This window comes from Phyllobacterium myrsinacearum, assembly GCF_014138285.1.
Classification (GTDB): Bacteria; Pseudomonadota; Alphaproteobacteria; order Rhizobiales; family Rhizobiaceae; genus Phyllobacterium; species Phyllobacterium myrsinacearum_A.
In genome coordinates, this window is record NZ_JACGXN010000001.1 from 523,597 (window position 1) to 539,246 (window position 15,650).

Genomic DNA, 15,650 nt, shown 5'->3' on the forward strand with positions numbered 1-15,650 from the left:
ATCAGAGTAGACCGTCGATAATCGCTGACATTTCGTCAACCGATAGGGCTCCTGAATATTTCGTGCCGTTGATGAAGAAGGTCGGCGTGGCATTCACGCCGAAATCCTTGGCTCCGCGGTCACGCGATGCATTCACATCATCCAGAAGTTTTTGGTTCGTCAAGCAAGCGTTGAAGGACTCCTGTGTAAAACCGGCCAATTTAGAGATTTGCATCAAAGGTTCCACTGCATTTGCCGAAGCAGCCCACTGTTCCTGCTGTTTGAACAGCACATCTACCAGCGGATAATAACGGTCTTCCGGGGCGCAACGAGCCAGCATGAAGGCAGCGGCAGCGCGCGGATCGAACGGGAATTCGCGCAGAATGAGCTTGGCCTTACCCGTATCGATATACTTTTCCTTGATCGTCGGCAGCGTGGCAACGGTGAAGTGCGCGCAGTGCGGGCAGGTCATCGAGGCGTATTCGACGATGGTGACCGGCGCATCGGCCTTGCCCAGGACGATGTCTTTCAAAGCACCCTGCTCCATCAGCTTGGCCTGATCGACCTTGCCGGCAGCTTCCGGAATCTTGACGTTGGACGGTGTCGCGGGGGCCGGTGTCGCGGGGGCTGGTGTCGAAGCACCTGCAGCGGGCGCTGCCGCATCTTCTGCCCATGCCTGGCTGCCCGCAGTCACGGCGAGCGCCGCCGTCGATACGGCCGCAAGTGTCAGAATGTTTCGGCGTGTCAGCATGTCAGTCATAAGGATCACCTGTCTCCGGTGTTGATTATGCGTTGATTGACTCAATAGAGTCCTATGGCAGTCTCTTTAAGGCAGAGCTTGCAATCTGTCTTTGAATTTTTCGTGATCTGAACCGGAATAAAATCAAGCAAAACGTGTTTCAGCGTTTGATCTTTTCCGCGTGGATGCTTTGGCCGAGCCGCTCCAGTGCTTCGCGCAGGCTGTCATCCTCGATAGCTTCCACCACGCGGCTGATCTTTCCTCTGGTTGCCGCATCGACCGGCGGCAAGGGACGCCGCTTCGGTGCAGGCAGCGTGATGGCCTTCTGCTCGATCTTGATGCGGCCGACGGCGGCGAACCCCAGAAAAGCGTTGACCCGGCTGATAATCTCACCCGTTTCGTGCTGGATACGCATGGCGGTAAAGCCCTGACAGGCGATCACAAGCGTTGCCGGCTGGAACGGATCGTCCTCATGCGCACGGCGCGGCCACAGCAGCTTGAGAGGGCGGGATTGATCGCCGAGGGCGGGGCCGACCACCTCTTCCCAAGCCTGAACAAGCTCTATCGTGATCCCGGCACGCTTGCGCAGGACAGGATCGAGCACACCTGAAGCGGGATCGGCCAATGGCCGGAATCCTCTCTGCTTGCGATTATCGCTCATGGTGCCGATTGCCTCGTGTGTCCGGAATGGAAGCGTCAGCGGCCATTATAGCCGCGAAACCACTCAACAAACAAAGGAATACCCTCTTCCAGTGTTGTCTTCGGGCAAAAACCCAGATCACGCGTAGCAAGTTCAATATCGGCATAGGTCCGCTCGACATCAGCCGGTGGCATCGGTTCGAACTTTTTGACGGCTTCACGTCCCACCGCCTGTTCGATGATCTCGATAAAGCGCAGCAGGGCCACCGGGTTGTTGTTGCCAAGATTGTAGACCGGGGCCGTTTCTGCCGGATTCGACAGGATGCGGTTCACAGCACCGAGGACGCCGCTGACGATATCGTCGATGAAGGTAAAATCGCGCGCCATCTTGCCGTGATTGTATACCTTGATCGGCTCACCCTTCGAAATAGCGTCCGTGAACAGCCAGGGCGCCATGTCAGGGCGGCCATAGGGACCATAGACGGTAAAGAACCGCAGACCGGTTGAAGCGATCTTGTGCACGTGGGAGTAGGAATAGGCCAGCAATTCAGCCGAGCGCTTTGTCGCCGCATAGACGGAAACCGGATTGTTGACCGGATCGCTCTCGGAAAACGGCACCTTGGTGTTGGCACCGTAAACCGACGATGAACTTGCATAGACGACCGGTGGTTGCTTCGGCATCACCCGGACCTGTTCAAATACGGTCACCTGACCATGAACATTGGCGTCGACATAGGCAGCCGGATTTTCAACCGAGTAACGTACCCCTGCCTGGGCAGCCAGATGCACGATGACATCAGCGTCCATGTCGGCGCCAATCGCTGCGCGCAATTCCTCGGGTCTGGCGATATTGGCGCGGGCAAAGCGGATATTGTGCTGGCCATCAAGTGCCGACCGGCGTGTCTCCTTGAGGGCCACCTGATAGTAATCGTTAAGGTTGTCGATAGCGACGACCTCAAAGCCTTCCTTGGCAAGCCGTCTTGCTACGTGAAAGCCGATAAAGCCCGCTGCTCCGGTAACAATCGCTTTCATTTCAATATTTTATCCCAAGCACCCGTTATTATCATGTGGCCAGAACGGCCTTGTCGTCTTCGGCACGCTCCGCGAGTTGCCGCACCGACAGATAGGGTATAGTGCCGGAAACCGAAGAAATAAGAAGCGTCACATAGATGAAAACCGCATCAGTGGCATCATGACCGAACATAATGCCAAACATGCCCGTGATGACATAACTCGTCACCAGTAGCAACGAAAGCGCTGTCATCAGATCGCGGCCCTGCCCTGGTTCTTTCAGTCTTGCCGCCACAATGGGCGCGGAGAGCAACAGGAGCAGCGCGATAATACCCACAATACCGCCGTCCACAGCCGCATTCAGGAACCCATTGTGGACGTGGGTGAACGTCATATACTTCTCAACGGGTAGTTGCAGCGCCTCGTTGACGGCCTTCATGCGATTTTGCGGCCCCTGCCCGATGACAGGTGAAGCAAAGAATGCCTTTTCTGCACCGCTCCACAGCTGAATGCGGGCACTCAGGGAACTCATATTGCCTGGCTGTTCATCGAGTTGGACGATATCCGTCTGCAGGGCACGATAGCGGTCGAGAATCTTGGGAACAGCGGCCACGGCCACCAAAACAAGCAAAATTACCACCAGGATTTTTATAGTCCTGTTGATCGTCGGCAGTGTCTGACCGCGCAGATACCAAAACAGAATGGCGCAATGAAAGGGAATCACCAGCCAGGCGGACCGGGTTCCCGAGAGAAACGCGCAAATCAAACCGCAGGTGAAACCGGCCACGGCAATTATCCGCTCGGCCCTGCTTTCCGAATGCACATTGAGCAGTGATATGCTCCCAAAAAGCACCGCAAAAAGCCCAAACACGGCGGCATTGCCCGCGCCGCCTGCGGCGCGACTCTCAATGAACAGCACCTGAATGATGCTGTAGACAAGGGCACCGATCATCCCGATCCCGGCACCTGTGAAAAAGAATGGGATGAGGCGCCCCTGCAGACTCACTCTGAGACGAGGGATAATTGCCCATGCCGCCAGGAACGGAATCATCTTCAGAAGGTATTCAGCACCCTTTGCCAGATTGGGGCTCAGAATAACTGCGAGGACAGTAGCCAGGACATAAGTGGTGAAAATCCATGCAATGATGCGGTCCTGCCGCGTCATTTGATAGGGGAAGCGCCCCAATACCAGCGAAATTATAGCCCAGAGGAACGCGCAGACCAGCGTCACCGACGTTCCGCTGACCAGCAAACCGGGAAAAAGCGCGAACAAAAAAGTAAAGATGCGATTGTTGCGATCAATACCGACAAGACGCCCTTTTGTGGGTAACAGCAGGGCGTTGGTCAACTGAGCTGGAAACATCTATGAATCCGAATGTTCTTGAATTTACTTTCGCAACCGTTTCATGAGAAATGTCACTCCACTTCCCTGTAAAGCAGTTTTGAATTGATGCAACCAATAACAAATGAACTGCTCACTTGGTATGATAGCCATCATCGAATTTTACCCTGGCGCATAACACCACGCGATTACAAGTCCGGAATTGTAGCTAGTCCATACCGAATCTGGCTTTCGGAAATCATGCTTCAGCAGACGACGGTTGAGGCAGTCAAACCTTATTTTCTCGGCTTTATTCATAAATGGCCAACCATATTGGATCTCGCGGCCGCCAGCCAGGATGATGTGATGCGTGCGTGGGCCGGACTTGGATACTATTCCCGCGCCAGAAACCTGAAGAAGTGCGCCGATATTGTGGCAGAAAATTTTGACGGGCACTTTCCGGCCGATCTTGCCCAACTCAAATCATTGCCCGGAATCGGTGATTATACCGCAGCGGCCATTGCATCCATTGCGTTTGATATGCCGGTTGCTGTTGTCGACGGCAATGTGGAACGCGTCATTACGCGGCTTTATGCGCTGTCGACACCATTGCCTGCGGCCAAGCCTGACATTCGGCGGTTGATGCAGGCGCTGACGCCGGACAAGCGTTCCGGTGATTTCGCCCAGGCGATGATGGATCTCGGCGCGACAATTTGCACACCCAGGCGTCCTGCCTGTGTGATCTGCCCGCTCAATGACAATTGCGAGGCCCTGAAGACGACAGATCCGGAATTCTTCCCGGTGAAGGCGCCCAAAAAGCGGAAGCCAGTCCGGATGGGCGCCGCGTTCGTTGCAATTTCGGGCAACGGTGAGGTCTATCTGCGAGGACGGGCTCAAACCGGACTGCTTGGGGGTATGACCGAGGTGCCGACAACGGAATGGACGTCCCGCGCCGATGGCGAGACAGGCATTGATGCCGCTCCCTTTGAAGCGGAGTGGACATCCAGTGGCGCCATAACCCATATTTTCACGCATTTTGAACTCCGCCTGACAATCTACAAGGCTCAGAACGTGCAAAAGCTGGCCAGCAATGACGGCTGGTGGATCAGTGTTGAAAATCTGGACAACGAAGCATTGCCCACGGTCATGAAAAAGGCCATTGCTGCCGCAATACCGGATGCTTTCGAGAAAAGAAGGAAAGAGGCATGACACCCGTCAAACACATTGTATTCGACATCGGACAGGTTCTTATCCATTACGATCCCGATGTCGCTTTTCGCAGTGTCATCCCGGATGCCGCCGAGCGTAAATGGTTCTTCGACAACGTCTGTACCCATGACTGGAACATCGAACAGGACCGGGGCCGCAAATGGGCTGATGCCGAAGCGCTCCTGATCGCCGATTTTCCTGACCGCGAGCACCATATCCGCGCCTTCAGGCAGAACTGGCATCAGATGATCACCGGTTCGATCGATGAGAGCGTCGTTATCATGCGCAAGCTGATTGCTGACGGGCACGATGTGACGATGCTGACGAACTTCGCCTCCGACACGCTGCGCGAGGCCTGGGAGCGCTTCCCCTTCCTGACGGAAAGCCGTGGCGTTACGATCTCGGGCGATATCGGCCTGATCAAGCCTGACAAGGCGATCTATGACCATCACGTTGCAACATTCGCGGTTGATCCCGCCGCCACCCTCTTCATTGATGACAGCGCCAAGAATGTGGCCGGCGCGCAGGCTGCTGGATGGCAGTCGGTGCAGTTCATCAATCCGGAAACGCTGCGCGCCGATCTCGCCCGGCTCGGCGTTCGCATTTAAACGGACGAAAACGACGAAACGCCCAAGGCTTACACCTCGGGCGTTTCGAGATCAGAGCGGCACTGGAGGTCTCGTCCGATCGGATCAGGGCCTATACGCCGGCGGAAGCCATTCCGTCGCGAACCTGTTTGCGCAGTTCATCAATCGGCTTGAGCTTGCCATCTTCCTCGTAATGCCAGAAAGTCCAGCCATTGCAGGCATCGAAGCCCTGCACCTTCGCACCCATGCGGTGGATCGATCCCGCATCGCCATTGCTGGATACGGTTCCGTCAGCACGAACGATAGCCGCATGGCGCTGACGGACATCGCTCAGAACGACACCCGGCTTCAGCAGTCCGGCCTCAACGATGCTGCCGAACGCAACACGTGGTTCGGCGCGTTTGCCGGTCATAACCTTGAGCTCGGCACCGCCCAGTTCCTCGACCGAGGCGATCCGGCTCATCGCCGCGTCGATGTATTTCTGTTCGCGTTCAACACCGACAAAATGGCGGCCAAGGCGTTTGGCGACCGCGCCGGTTGTTCCTGATCCGAAGAACGGATCGAGAATGATATCGCCGGGCTTGGATGAAGCCATGAGAATACGGGCCAAAAGCGCTTCCGGCTTCTGGGTCGGGTGGATCTTGTCGCCATTCTCATCTTTCAGACGCTCCGCACCAGTGCAGATGGGAAACAGCCAGTCGGACCGCATCTGCAGATCGTCATTGGCAGCCTTCATCGCTTCATAGTTGAAGGTGTAGCCCTTGCCCTTCTGGTCGCGCGACGCCCAGATCATGGTTTCATGCGCATTCTGAAACCGGCGGCCGCGGAAGTTCGGCATCGGATTGTTCTTGCGCCAGATGACGTCGTTAAGCATCCAGAATCCGAGATCCTGCATGGCGGCGCCAACGCGGAAGATGTTATGGTAGGAGCCGATGACCCAGATGGTGCCATTCGGCTTCAGAACGCGCCGGCACGCAAGGAGCCAGGCGCGGGTGAAGGCATCATAGGCCTGAAAACTGTCGAACTGGTCCCAGTGATCGTCAACAGCGTCGACCTTTGACTGGTCGGGGCGATGCAGATCGCCGTCAAGCTGGAGATTGTAAGGAGGGTCAGCAAAGATAACATCGATGGAATGATCGGGAAGACGATTGAGAGCGGCAACACAGTCGCCTTTCAGGATCGTGTCGAGCCAGGAAGATTGCGGTGCAGCCTGGGGCAGGTCATTGACGAGACGAACAACGGACATGGGATACTCGATTACTGGAGACGCGTTACTGAACTGACCTTATGGTTACCGAGCAGGGTAAACATCGCGTTAAAGCCAGCTGATATCCGTGATCGAAAACAACGCGCTTTTCTTTGACGCCCCGTCAATAAGGGTGTAGTCGATGCCGGTAATCCCCCAAACTTGACACAAAGCTGCGCGATGCAGCCATTTTTCACGAACAGGTATGACGGAATGGAACCCCAGCTGATTATTTTCGACTGCGATGGCGTACTCGTCGATTCAGAGATATTGGCCGCCGAGGTCGAATCGAAATTGTTGACGGAATCGGGTTACCCGATCGAAGCGGAGGCCATTGCCGAACGTTTTGCCGGACTGACCTGGACGGATATCCTCATTCAAGTGGAAAAAGAATCGGGCGTCCCCATTTCCGCCTCGCTGATTGAAGAATCGACGCGCCAGATGGATCAGAAGCTGCGCCATGAACTGAATGTCATTGACGGTATCGAGCAGGTTGCCGCTACGCTCAAATACCCGAAATGCATTGCTTCGAACTCGACCAGTGCTTCGCTGAAGATGATGCTGGAACAAAGCTCGCTCTATGACCTCTTCGCACCCAATATTTTCTCGGCTCGCGAAGTAGGAACCCGGAAGGCAAAGCCGGCACCGGATGTCTACATCTTCGCTGCCAAGCATTTCAATGTCGAGCCTGCCCGTTGCATTGTAATCGAAGACTCTGCGCACGGCGTACATGCGGCAGTGACCGCCGGCATGCGTGTTATCGGCTTTACCGGTGGCGCCCATACCTACCCGGGTCATGCGGACAAGCTGACTGATGCAGGCGCCGAAACCGTAATCAGCCGTCACCGCGACCTGCCTGCCGTTATCGAGGCGATGGCCGTCTGGTCCGAGGCTGTTTAGAATCAGGCTGAAATAGCTGCAATGCCGTTGTGCGTGGTTCGACAAGCTCACCATGAGGGAGAGTGAGGATAGCAGGGAATTATATCCTGCAATGTTTCCGATTAGCCTTGCAGCTACCATGTCCCTCATGGTGAGCTTGTCGAACCACGCACCGCAAAGGTGAGCTTCCTGAGCTTGTCGAAGGGCGAACCGCATGTTCCACCCGCCAGATAAAAGGCACCGCCGAAGCGGTGTCTTTTTCACGAGTCCAGCTGTGCCAATCGTGTCTTTATTTCTTCTTTTTTGACTTCGCGGTGGCCTGCGTATCGTCAGGACCTTCATCAAATCCGATGAAAACCTGAACATCCTTTGCTGTGGGCGCCGGGAAGCTGACGTTTGGATCGTTGAAAACAAACTGCGAAGCGGCGTTGGAATCGGTGGCCGAAATCGGCTGCCTGTACAGTTTGGAATAGATCACATTCGAGCCTTGCATTACCGCGACCCGGATAGGCATGGTCAGCGTACCGGGGGTAAATTTCGGACCGGGAACAACCTTGCCGGCAATGGCGACATTCATGCCGAGATTGCCGCCAGCATTCTGACAAGAGCGCGTTTCATTGGCGATGGATGCCTGATAAATGAGGTTTTCCGGCGTTTTTGGCGCCTTGCCGTAATTGTTGAAGATGGCCGTCCCTTCGCGGATCGTTACCGACGGGCAATACGCGGTCAGTTCGGTTGCTGTGATACGCGCCTGCGCCGCGGCCACTGCCGGATCTTTTGATGGATCCTTGTCACCGCCGCTCGTGGTGCATCCCGCGAGACCTACAGCGAAAATCATGCCGCAAAGTTGATAGAAGGGCAGAGTTTTATATGTTTCTGACTTCATGAACTGAACTTTCCTTGACGAACGAACCTGTTCTATACCAACGGTAAGGTAAGAATACGACGGTGCTTTCCAGCTTTCTGCCACAGGAGTTGGCTGGCTCGCAAGCGCGGTACAAAAGGCGAATGATATGAAATATGCAAGTACTCGCGGAGAAGCGCCTGTTTTAGGCTTTTCCGATGCCCTTCTGGCTGGTCTGGCGCGCGATGGCGGCCTTTATCTGCCTCAGGAGTTTCCACAGCTTTCCGTTGAAGAGATTCGCGCACTGCGTGGCAAAAGCTACGAGGAAGTCGCTATCCGCGTCCTGACCCCATTCATTGCGGGCGATATTGATCAGACAGATTTCGAGCGCATGGTTTACGAAGCCTACGCAACGTTCCGTCACAAGGCCGTCTGCCCGCTGGTCCAGACCGATCACAACGAATTCGTCCTTGAACTTTTCCATGGCCCCACACTCGCTTTCAAGGACGTGGCGATGCAGCTTCTCGCCCGGCTCATGGATTACATCCTCGCCAAGCGCGACCAGCGGGCAACCATTGTGGGTGCCACCTCCGGCGATACGGGCGGTGCAGCCATCGAAGCCTTCGCCAACCGCGATCGCACAGACATCTTCATTCTGTTTCCGCACAACCGCGTCTCGCCGGTGCAGCAACGGCAGATGACGACATCTGCCGCATCAAACGTGCATGCACTGGCGATCGAGGGCAATTTCGACGACTGCCAGTCACTGGTCAAAGGCATGTTCAACGACCTGAATTTCCGCGACTCACTTTCGTTGTCGGGTGTCAATTCGATCAATTGGGCGCGGATCATGCCTCAGATCGTCTATTACTTTACAGCTGCAGTTGCCCTTGGCAGTCCGGACCGCCCGGTATCCTTCACAGTTCCAACGGGCAATTTCGGCGATATTTTTGCCGGTTATGTGGCCAAACGCATGGGCCTTCCCATTGACCGGCTGGTGATTGCAACCAATGACAACGATATTTTGACGCGCGCTATCGAGACGGGAAAATATGAAACCCGCGGCGTTCTTCACACCACGTCTCCTTCCATGGATATTCAGGTTTCATCCAACTTCGAACGTCTGCTGTTCGAGACACATGGTCGCGATGCCGGTGCTGTCCGCCGGCTGATGGACGGCCTGAAGCAATCGGGCAGTTTCACGATTGCCGATGCGCCTTTGACCAGAATCCGTGCGGAATTCGATGCCGGGCGCTCGACAAAGGCAGACACAGCCACGGCAATCAAGAACGTGCTGGATCAATCAGGCTATCTGCTCGATCCGCATTCGGCCATTGGCCTCAAAGTCGCGCGCGAAAAGGTTCCATCCGGGACACCGAGCGTCGTTCTTGCGACCGCTCATCCGGCCAAATTTCCCGATGCTGTCGAGGCCGCAAGTGGCATCCATCCGGCGCTTCCGGTCTGGCTTGGCGACCTCATGCAGCGAAAAGAACAGTACACGGCACTTCCCAACGACCTTAAAAATGTGGAAGAGTATGTCAGCCGACATTCAAGAGCGGCAAGGTAAGGAGCATTGAATGGGCGTTGAAATCAGTCGCCTCTCCAACGGTCTGACGATTGCGACAGAGACAATGCCGCATGTGGAGAGTGTAGCCCTTGGCATCTGGGTCAAGGCAGGATCACGTAACGAGGCGAGCAATCAGCACGGTATTGCCCATCTTCTGGAACATATGGCTTTCAAAGGAACGGAAAACCGCTCCGCCTGGAAAATAGCCGCGGATATCGAAGACGTGGGCGGCGAGATCAATGCCGCCACCAGTGTTGAAACAACGTCCTTCTATGCACGCGTCTTGCGTGATGACATGCCGCTGGCGATCGATATTCTCGCCGACATCATCAACAGTTCCAAATTCGACGCCGAAGAGCTGGAACGCGAAAAGAATGTCATCATGCAGGAAATCGGCGCGGCGCATGATACGCCCGATGACGTTGTCTTCGACCGCTTTACCGAAACGGCCTTCCGTGACCAGACCATCGGCAGGACGATTCTCGGCACACCCGAAACGGTCCAGTCCTTTTCATCAGCCCATCTGCGCAGTTATATGGATGACCAGTACAGCGCCGAGCGTATGGTTGTTGTCGCTGCCGGCGGTGTGAAACACGACGATTTCGTGCGCGAAGTCGAAAGCCGTCTTGGTTCATTCCGGGCGAAAACGACGGCGCCGGAACCCGATGTCGCGCATTATGTCGGCGGTGATTTCCGCGAACAGCGCGAATTGATGGACGCTCAGGTCGTTCTTGGCTTTGAAGGCCGTGCCTATCACGTTCGCGATTTCTACGCCTCGCAGCTTCTTGCCATGATCCTTGGCGGCGGGATGTCTTCACGGCTGTTTCAGGAAGTCCGTGAAAAACGCGGGCTTTGCTATTCCGTCTATGCGTTTCATTGGGGCTTTTCCGATACCGGCGTGTTCGGCATCCACGCCGCTACGGGCCGCAATCATCTGAAGAAGCTTGTGCCTGTCATTATCAATGAACTGCACGAAGCGGCACGCAACATCGGACAGGACGAGTTGAACCGTGCACGGGCACAGTATCGCGCCAGCCTTCTCATGTCGCATGAGAGCGCCGCGAGCCGCGCCGGGCAGATTGCCCGTCAGTTGCTGCTCTACGGCCATGCTGTCTCGACGGAGCAGCTGGTGGAGCGCCTGTCCAAGATCACCACGGAACGTCTGACAGATCTTGCCGGACGCCTCTTCATTGACTCATCGCCGACTTTGGCGGCGGTTGGCCCGATTGCTCCGCTGATGAAGTTCCCTGATATTCGTCATGGGTTAGCACCAGCAACGCCGAGCCAGCGAAAAATAGCGGTCTAACGGCTCAACGCCATGATCGCCCTGCCCTTCCTGAAAAGCAATTCGCTCTCACTGCAGGGCGAAAGGCTTTATTTGCGGGCCCCGCAGGTTTCCGACTACCGGGCCTGGGCCAGTTTGCGCGCCCAAAGCCGGGATTTTCTGACGCCCTGGGAACCGCTTTGGAGCGATGACGATCTGGAGCGCAGTGCGTTTCGCCACCGGATTCGCCATTATGACGATGAGGCAGCGGCAGGGACGGCGCATCCCTTTTTTCTTTTCCACAACTCCGATTCGCGCCTTCTCGGCGGCATCACGCTTGGTAATATCCGACGTGGCGTCGGCCAGAACGGCATGATCGGCTATTGGACCGGTGCACCCTACGCCGGACAAGGCTACATGGGCGAGGCCCTGAGGCTGCTGATAACCCATGCTTTTACCAAAGTACGGTTGCACCGGCTGGAAGCGGCCTGTATTCCAAGCAATGAAAGATCGATCCGCCTTCTCGAAAAAGCCGGATTTCAGAGGGAAGGACTGCTACGCTCCTACCTTAAAATAAATGGTATGTGGCAAGACCATCTGCTCTTCTCGCTGATAGAAGACGATGTGCGGCGCTAGATAATTAACAAAGGTTGAATTCGTGGCATCATTGACCGGACTCATGCTGAAAGGCTTATCGAGGATTATTGTCCTCATCTTTTTGATGACGTCCATGCTGTCGGCGGCCAACGCCTTTGAAACCATCAAGATTACCAAGGAAAGTACCGCGCTCGATCTCTCGAAGGCGGTGGAGATTTACCGGAACCAGGGTGAAACCTTCCAGATTTCCACTGCCCCCGGGACGGACGGCATTGTCCGGCGTATCGAGGTTCAGGCCAATGACAGCCGCTCAACCGGCGACTGGGCGGCGTTCTCGCTGGCCAATCCCACCGACGAACAGATCGACCGCCTTATTGTCGCGCCGCACTTCCGTCTGGTTGGCTCGGGTTTCATCTGGCCGGATCTTGGCTCGACCCGCATCACGTCGATCACTCCCAGCGAGGGTTTCGCACTCGACAGACAGGCCAGTGAAGACGCCGATATTTTTCTGGTCACGCTCAATCCCGGTTCCGTCATTACTTTTGTCGCCGAGCTTGCTTCCCCCAACCTGCCGCAGGTCTATGTGTGGGAGCCGAATGCCTACAAGGATACGGTCAACTCCTATACGCTTTATCGCGGCATCCTGCTCGGGATTGCCGGTCTCCTCGCTCTCTTCCTCACGATCCTTTTTGTAGTCAAGGGAACATCGCTTTTCCCGGCAACTGCCGCTCTCGCCTGGGCCGTTCTTGCCTACATCTGCGTGGACTTCGGCTTCTGGAACAAGCTCATCGAGATAACACCCGGCAACGAGCAAATGTGGCGAGCGGGCACCGAGGTGGCGCTTGCGGCGACACTCGTGATATTCCTGTTTACCTATCTCAACCTGAACCGATGGCATGACAATTTCAGCTATGGCGCGCTGACATGGATTCTCGGTCTCGGTATTCTTTCCGGCGTGGCTATTTTCGATCCGCCGATTGCTTCGGGTATCGCGCGGTTCTCATTCGCCCTGACCATTATTGCCGGTATTGTGCTGATCGGCTTCTTTTCCTTCCGAAGTTATGACCGGGCCATCATGCTCATACCGACATGGCTGCTTCTGCTTGTCTGGATGACGGGGAGCTGGCTGACCGTATCCGGTATTCTCGCCAATGACATCGTCCAGCCTGCACTGGGCGGCGGTCTGGTGCTGATCGTCCTGCTCATCGGCTTTACAGTGATGCAGCACGCTTTTTCCGGCGGCGCACTGCAGCAGGGTCTGTTCTCCGATGTCGAGCGGCAGGCGCTGGCCATTATCGGCTCGGGTGACATCGTCTGGGACTGGGACGTGCCGCGCGACCGCGTTGTCACGACCCCTGATCTGACCAACTTCCTTGGCGCGTCGGCGAGTTCGCTGCATGGGGCGGTTCGCAACTGGCTGCCGACACTGCATGCCGACGACCGTGACCGGTTCCGCACGACGCTTGACGTCATTCTGGAGAACCGCCGCGGCCGGATTTCGCAGACCTTCCGCCTGCGCGCCAATGACGGCCATTATTACTGGTACACGCTGAAAGCGCGGCCGGTCATCGGGTCGGATGGTGAAATTGTCCGTTGTGTTGGCACGCTCATCGATGTGACCGAGCAGAAAAAGGCGGAAGAACGCCTGCTGCACGATGCGGTCCACGACAATCTGACCGGCCTGCCCAACCGCGAACTGTTCCTTGACCGCCTTGGATCCGTCATCACCATGGCGCAGACCGAAAGCAAGATTCGCCCCACCGTGTTCATCATCGACATTGACCGCTTCAAGCAGGTCAATGACGGGCTTGGCATGTCAGCGGGTGATACATTCTTGCTCACCGTCTCCCGGCGCCTGCACCGCCTTCTGCGCCCGCAGGATACACTGAGCCGGCTCTCCGCCGATCAGTTCGGCCTCATCCTGGTGTCGGAAGTCGAGCCTGCACGCATTGCCGCCTTTGCCGAAGCTGTCAAACAGGCGATCCGCGCGCCGATCGCCTTTGCCAAACGCGAAATCGTGTTGACCGCATCTCTCGGCCTGATCACCTGGACGAGCGGCAGCTCCGCCTCACCCGAGGATCTGGTCAAGGATGCCGAGCTTGCCATGTTCCAGGCAAAACGCTTTGGCGGCGACCGCATCGAGCCGTTCCGCCCGGCCTTCCGGGCCGTCGGCAGTGACAAACTGCAGCTGGAATCCGATCTGCGCCGCGCGTTGGAGCGGCATGAAATTCACATCGCGTACCAGCCGATCGTGCGGCTGGAAGACAATACCATCGCCGGCTTTGAAGCGCTGATGCGCTGGGATCATCCGCGGCGCGGATCGATACCGCCGACGGAGTTCATTCCGATTGCCGAAAGTTCCGGCCTGATCGTGCAGCTTGGACTTTTCGTGATGCAGCATGCGGCTCAAGATCTCGTCAACTGGCAGCGCACCATAGGGGCTACACCGCTCTTCGTCTCGGTGAACATATCCAGCAGCCAGCTGATCCGTCAGGACTTGATCGATGATGTGCGTTCCGTGCTGACAAAGACCCAGATCGATCCTGCAAGCCTGAAACTGGAATTGACCGAATCCCTGATGATGGAGAATCCCGAACGGTCGGCGCATGTGCTTTCAAGCATCAAGGCGATGGGTGTCGGCGTTTCGCTCGATGATTTCGGAACGGGCTATTCGTCGCTCTCCTACCTCACGTCTTTCCCGTTCGACATGATCAAGATCGACCGGTCATTCCTGAAGGCCGAACAGCCGCAGAAAGTCACACTGCTACGCTCCATGATCAGCATGGCGCATGATCTCGGTCTTTCGGTTGTGACGGAAGGCATTGAGAACGAAAGTGATGCGCTGCAACTGCGCCAGATGGGCTGTGAATATGCCCAGAGCTTCATGTTCAGCCCGCCCCTGACGCTCGACGTCGCGACAAAGCTATTACGCGAACAGTTTCAGCAGTCAAAGGCATCGTAAGGGCTGGGGACCGAGGGATCAGGCGTGGCCGGCAACCGAAGCCAGGCGCGACGGATCAACGCCCATATGCGCCAGAAGCCGGTCATATTTGCTCTCGAGGTCCGTATCGAACAGCAGGTCCTGCGGCGCGCGGCAGGTGAGCCAGCCATTATTGGCGATCTCGTTTTCCAGCTGTCCAGCGGCCCAACCGGAATAACCCAATGTCATCAGGGCACAGCGGGGGCCACGGCCGCCCGATATGGCGCGCAGAATGTCCACCGTGCCGGTCAGACAAATTTCCTCCGAAACAGGCATGGTTGAATCGGTCAGATAGTCGTCGGAATGCAGGACGAAGCCCCGGCGCATCTCCACCGGCCCGCCATTACGCACAATGAAATCCCGCGTGCGGTCGGGCAGCATGATGGCCTGATGTTCGTCAAGGACACCAAGTTGCACGAGAATTTCGGAAAATTCCATTTCCTGCGGGCGATTGATAATCAGCCCCATGGCACCCTTGTCCGAATGCGCGCAGACATAAATCACCGAACGCGCAAACCTGATGTCTTCCATTCCCGGCATCGCCAGAAGGAATTGACCATTCAGAAACCCGGTCTCTTTGTTTGCCGTTCTGAAAATCTCCATCGAACAAAGGTATCAAGGATTGCGCAAATGACAACGGTTTTGAGCAAGGAAATGCAAAAATGGCCTGAATCCGGGCTGTTGACGCTTCCAGAATAACACGGCACTCACACAGAAATGATGGGCGAATTCCGCGATATCCTTGATAAGGGCAAAAAGCCCTGTAATTGTCCGCGCATGAAAATGAA

General features: G+C 56.1%; 14 protein-coding genes. 7 read left to right on the forward strand and 7 right to left on the reverse strand.

Annotation, left to right across the window (positions count from 1 at the left end; genetic code table 11):
- Position 1 precedes the first annotated feature (1 nt).
- The 4 genes from FHW16_RS02650 to FHW16_RS02665 all read right to left on the reverse strand — a co-directional run bounded on the left by FHW16_RS02650 (position 2) and on the right by FHW16_RS02665 (position 3,731).
- Complete coding sequence (locus FHW16_RS02650; RefSeq protein WP_182547609.1) at positions 2 to 739, reverse strand: DsbA family protein; 738 nt, start codon at positions 737 to 739, stop codon at positions 2 to 4.
- 139 nt (positions 740 to 878) lie between these two features.
- Positions 879 to 1,379, reverse strand: coding sequence for a DUF721 domain-containing protein (locus FHW16_RS02655; RefSeq protein ID WP_182547610.1), 501 nt, complete (start codon positions 1,377 to 1,379; stop codon positions 879 to 881).
- Positions 1,380 to 1,414: 35 nt separating this feature from the next.
- A complete protein-coding gene (locus tag FHW16_RS02660; RefSeq protein ID WP_182547611.1) occupies positions 1,415 to 2,389 on the reverse strand; it encodes an SDR family NAD(P)-dependent oxidoreductase in 975 nt (324 codons plus the stop codon).
- Between the two features lie 31 nt (positions 2,390 to 2,420).
- The gene (locus FHW16_RS02665; RefSeq protein ID WP_182547612.1) at positions 2,421 to 3,731 is read right to left on the reverse strand and encodes an O-antigen ligase family protein; all 1,311 of its coding nucleotides are present in this window, start codon (positions 3,729 to 3,731) and stop codon (positions 2,421 to 2,423) included.
- Positions 3,732 to 3,818: 87 nt separating this feature from the next.
- On the opposite strand from FHW16_RS02665, the gene mutY reads away from it, so the two are divergent.
- A complete protein-coding gene (mutY, locus tag FHW16_RS02670) occupies positions 3,819 to 4,898 on the forward strand; it encodes an A/G-specific adenine glycosylase (protein ID WP_182547613.1) in 1,080 nt (359 codons plus the stop codon).
- Entirely contained in the window at positions 4,895 to 5,506 is a 612-nt protein-coding gene (locus tag FHW16_RS02675; RefSeq protein WP_182547614.1) for an HAD family hydrolase, read from the forward strand. Before mutY ends, FHW16_RS02675 begins: the two co-directional genes overlap by 4 nt.
- Positions 5,507 to 5,597: 91 nt before the next feature.
- Here the strand turns inward: FHW16_RS02675 and FHW16_RS02680 are convergent, their stop codons facing one another.
- Positions 5,598 to 6,731: a site-specific DNA-methyltransferase gene (locus FHW16_RS02680; protein WP_182547615.1), complete on the reverse strand. Its 1,134-nt coding sequence runs from the start codon at positions 6,729 to 6,731 to the stop codon at positions 5,598 to 5,600.
- A 213-nt stretch (positions 6,732 to 6,944) separates the two neighbouring features.
- On the opposite strand from FHW16_RS02680, the gene FHW16_RS02685 reads away from it, so the two are divergent.
- Positions 6,945 to 7,631: an HAD family hydrolase gene (locus tag FHW16_RS02685; protein ID WP_182547616.1), complete on the forward strand. Its 687-nt coding sequence runs from the start codon at positions 6,945 to 6,947 to the stop codon at positions 7,629 to 7,631.
- Between the two features lie 268 nt (positions 7,632 to 7,899).
- Here the strand turns inward: FHW16_RS02685 and FHW16_RS02690 are convergent, their stop codons facing one another.
- Entirely contained in the window at positions 7,900 to 8,496 is a 597-nt protein-coding gene (locus FHW16_RS02690; protein ID WP_246711607.1) for a hypothetical protein, read from the reverse strand.
- A gap of 127 nt (positions 8,497 to 8,623) precedes the next feature.
- Between FHW16_RS02690 and thrC the strand changes: the two genes are divergently transcribed.
- The 4 genes from thrC to FHW16_RS02710 all read left to right on the forward strand — a co-directional run bounded on the left by thrC (position 8,624) and on the right by FHW16_RS02710 (position 14,844).
- Positions 8,624 to 10,021 carry a threonine synthase gene (gene thrC / locus FHW16_RS02695; protein WP_182547617.1) on the forward strand — a complete coding sequence of 466 codons (1,398 nt, stop codon included), beginning with the start codon at positions 8,624 to 8,626 and terminating at the stop codon, positions 10,019 to 10,021.
- A gap of 10 nt (positions 10,022 to 10,031) precedes the next feature.
- The gene (locus tag FHW16_RS02700; protein ID WP_182547618.1) at positions 10,032 to 11,327 is read left to right on the forward strand and encodes a M16 family metallopeptidase; all 1,296 of its coding nucleotides are present in this window, start codon (positions 10,032 to 10,034) and stop codon (positions 11,325 to 11,327) included.
- 12 nt (positions 11,328 to 11,339) lie between these two features.
- Positions 11,340 to 11,921, forward strand: a complete 582-nt coding sequence (locus FHW16_RS02705; protein WP_182547619.1) for a GNAT family N-acetyltransferase — start codon at positions 11,340 to 11,342, stop codon at positions 11,919 to 11,921.
- Positions 11,922 to 12,006: 85 nt separating this feature from the next.
- Positions 12,007 to 14,844: an EAL domain-containing protein gene (locus tag FHW16_RS02710; protein ID WP_246711659.1), complete on the forward strand. Its 2,838-nt coding sequence runs from the start codon at positions 12,007 to 12,009 to the stop codon at positions 14,842 to 14,844.
- Positions 14,845 to 14,862: 18 nt separating this feature from the next.
- On the opposite strand, the gene FHW16_RS02715 is transcribed toward FHW16_RS02710, so the two are convergent.
- Positions 14,863 to 15,465: a YqgE/AlgH family protein gene (locus tag FHW16_RS02715; RefSeq protein WP_182547620.1), complete on the reverse strand. Its 603-nt coding sequence runs from the start codon at positions 15,463 to 15,465 to the stop codon at positions 14,863 to 14,865.
- Positions 15,466 to 15,650: the final 185 nt, after the last annotated feature.

What these genes read in the sequence shown, in the direction of transcription:
- FHW16_RS02665 (WP_182547612.1), bottom strand. Translation starts at nt 3,731, where the DNA reads ATGTTTCCAGCTCAGTTGACCAACGCCCTGCTGTTACCCACAAAAGGG.
- FHW16_RS02650 (WP_182547609.1), bottom strand. Translation starts at nt 739, where the DNA reads ATGACTGACATGCTGACACGCCGAAACATTCTGACACTTGCGGCCGTA.
- FHW16_RS02700 (WP_182547618.1), top strand. Translation starts at nt 10,032, where the DNA reads ATGGGCGTTGAAATCAGTCGCCTCTCCAACGGTCTGACGATTGCGACA.
- thrC (WP_182547617.1), top strand. Translation starts at nt 8,624, where the DNA reads ATGAAATATGCAAGTACTCGCGGAGAAGCGCCTGTTTTAGGCTTTTCC.
- FHW16_RS02685 (WP_182547616.1), top strand. Translation starts at nt 6,945, where the DNA reads ATGGAACCCCAGCTGATTATTTTCGACTGCGATGGCGTACTCGTCGAT.
- FHW16_RS02715 (WP_182547620.1), bottom strand. Translation starts at nt 15,465, where the DNA reads ATGGAGATTTTCAGAACGGCAAACAAAGAGACCGGGTTTCTGAATGGT.
- FHW16_RS02655 (WP_182547610.1), bottom strand. Translation starts at nt 1,379, where the DNA reads ATGAGCGATAATCGCAAGCAGAGAGGATTCCGGCCATTGGCCGATCCC.
- FHW16_RS02680 (WP_182547615.1), bottom strand. Translation starts at nt 6,731, where the DNA reads ATGTCCGTTGTTCGTCTCGTCAATGACCTGCCCCAGGCTGCACCGCAA.
- FHW16_RS02705 (WP_182547619.1), top strand. Translation starts at nt 11,340, where the DNA reads ATGATCGCCCTGCCCTTCCTGAAAAGCAATTCGCTCTCACTGCAGGGC.
- FHW16_RS02690 (WP_246711607.1), bottom strand. Translation starts at nt 8,496, where the DNA reads ATGAAGTCAGAAACATATAAAACTCTGCCCTTCTATCAACTTTGCGGC.
- mutY (WP_182547613.1), top strand. Translation starts at nt 3,819, where the DNA reads ATGCAACCAATAACAAATGAACTGCTCACTTGGTATGATAGCCATCAT.
- FHW16_RS02710 (WP_246711659.1), top strand. Translation starts at nt 12,007, where the DNA reads ATGACGTCCATGCTGTCGGCGGCCAACGCCTTTGAAACCATCAAGATT.
- FHW16_RS02675 (WP_182547614.1), top strand. Translation starts at nt 4,895, where the DNA reads ATGACACCCGTCAAACACATTGTATTCGACATCGGACAGGTTCTTATC.
- FHW16_RS02660 (WP_182547611.1), bottom strand. Translation starts at nt 2,389, where the DNA reads ATGAAAGCGATTGTTACCGGAGCAGCGGGCTTTATCGGCTTTCACGTA.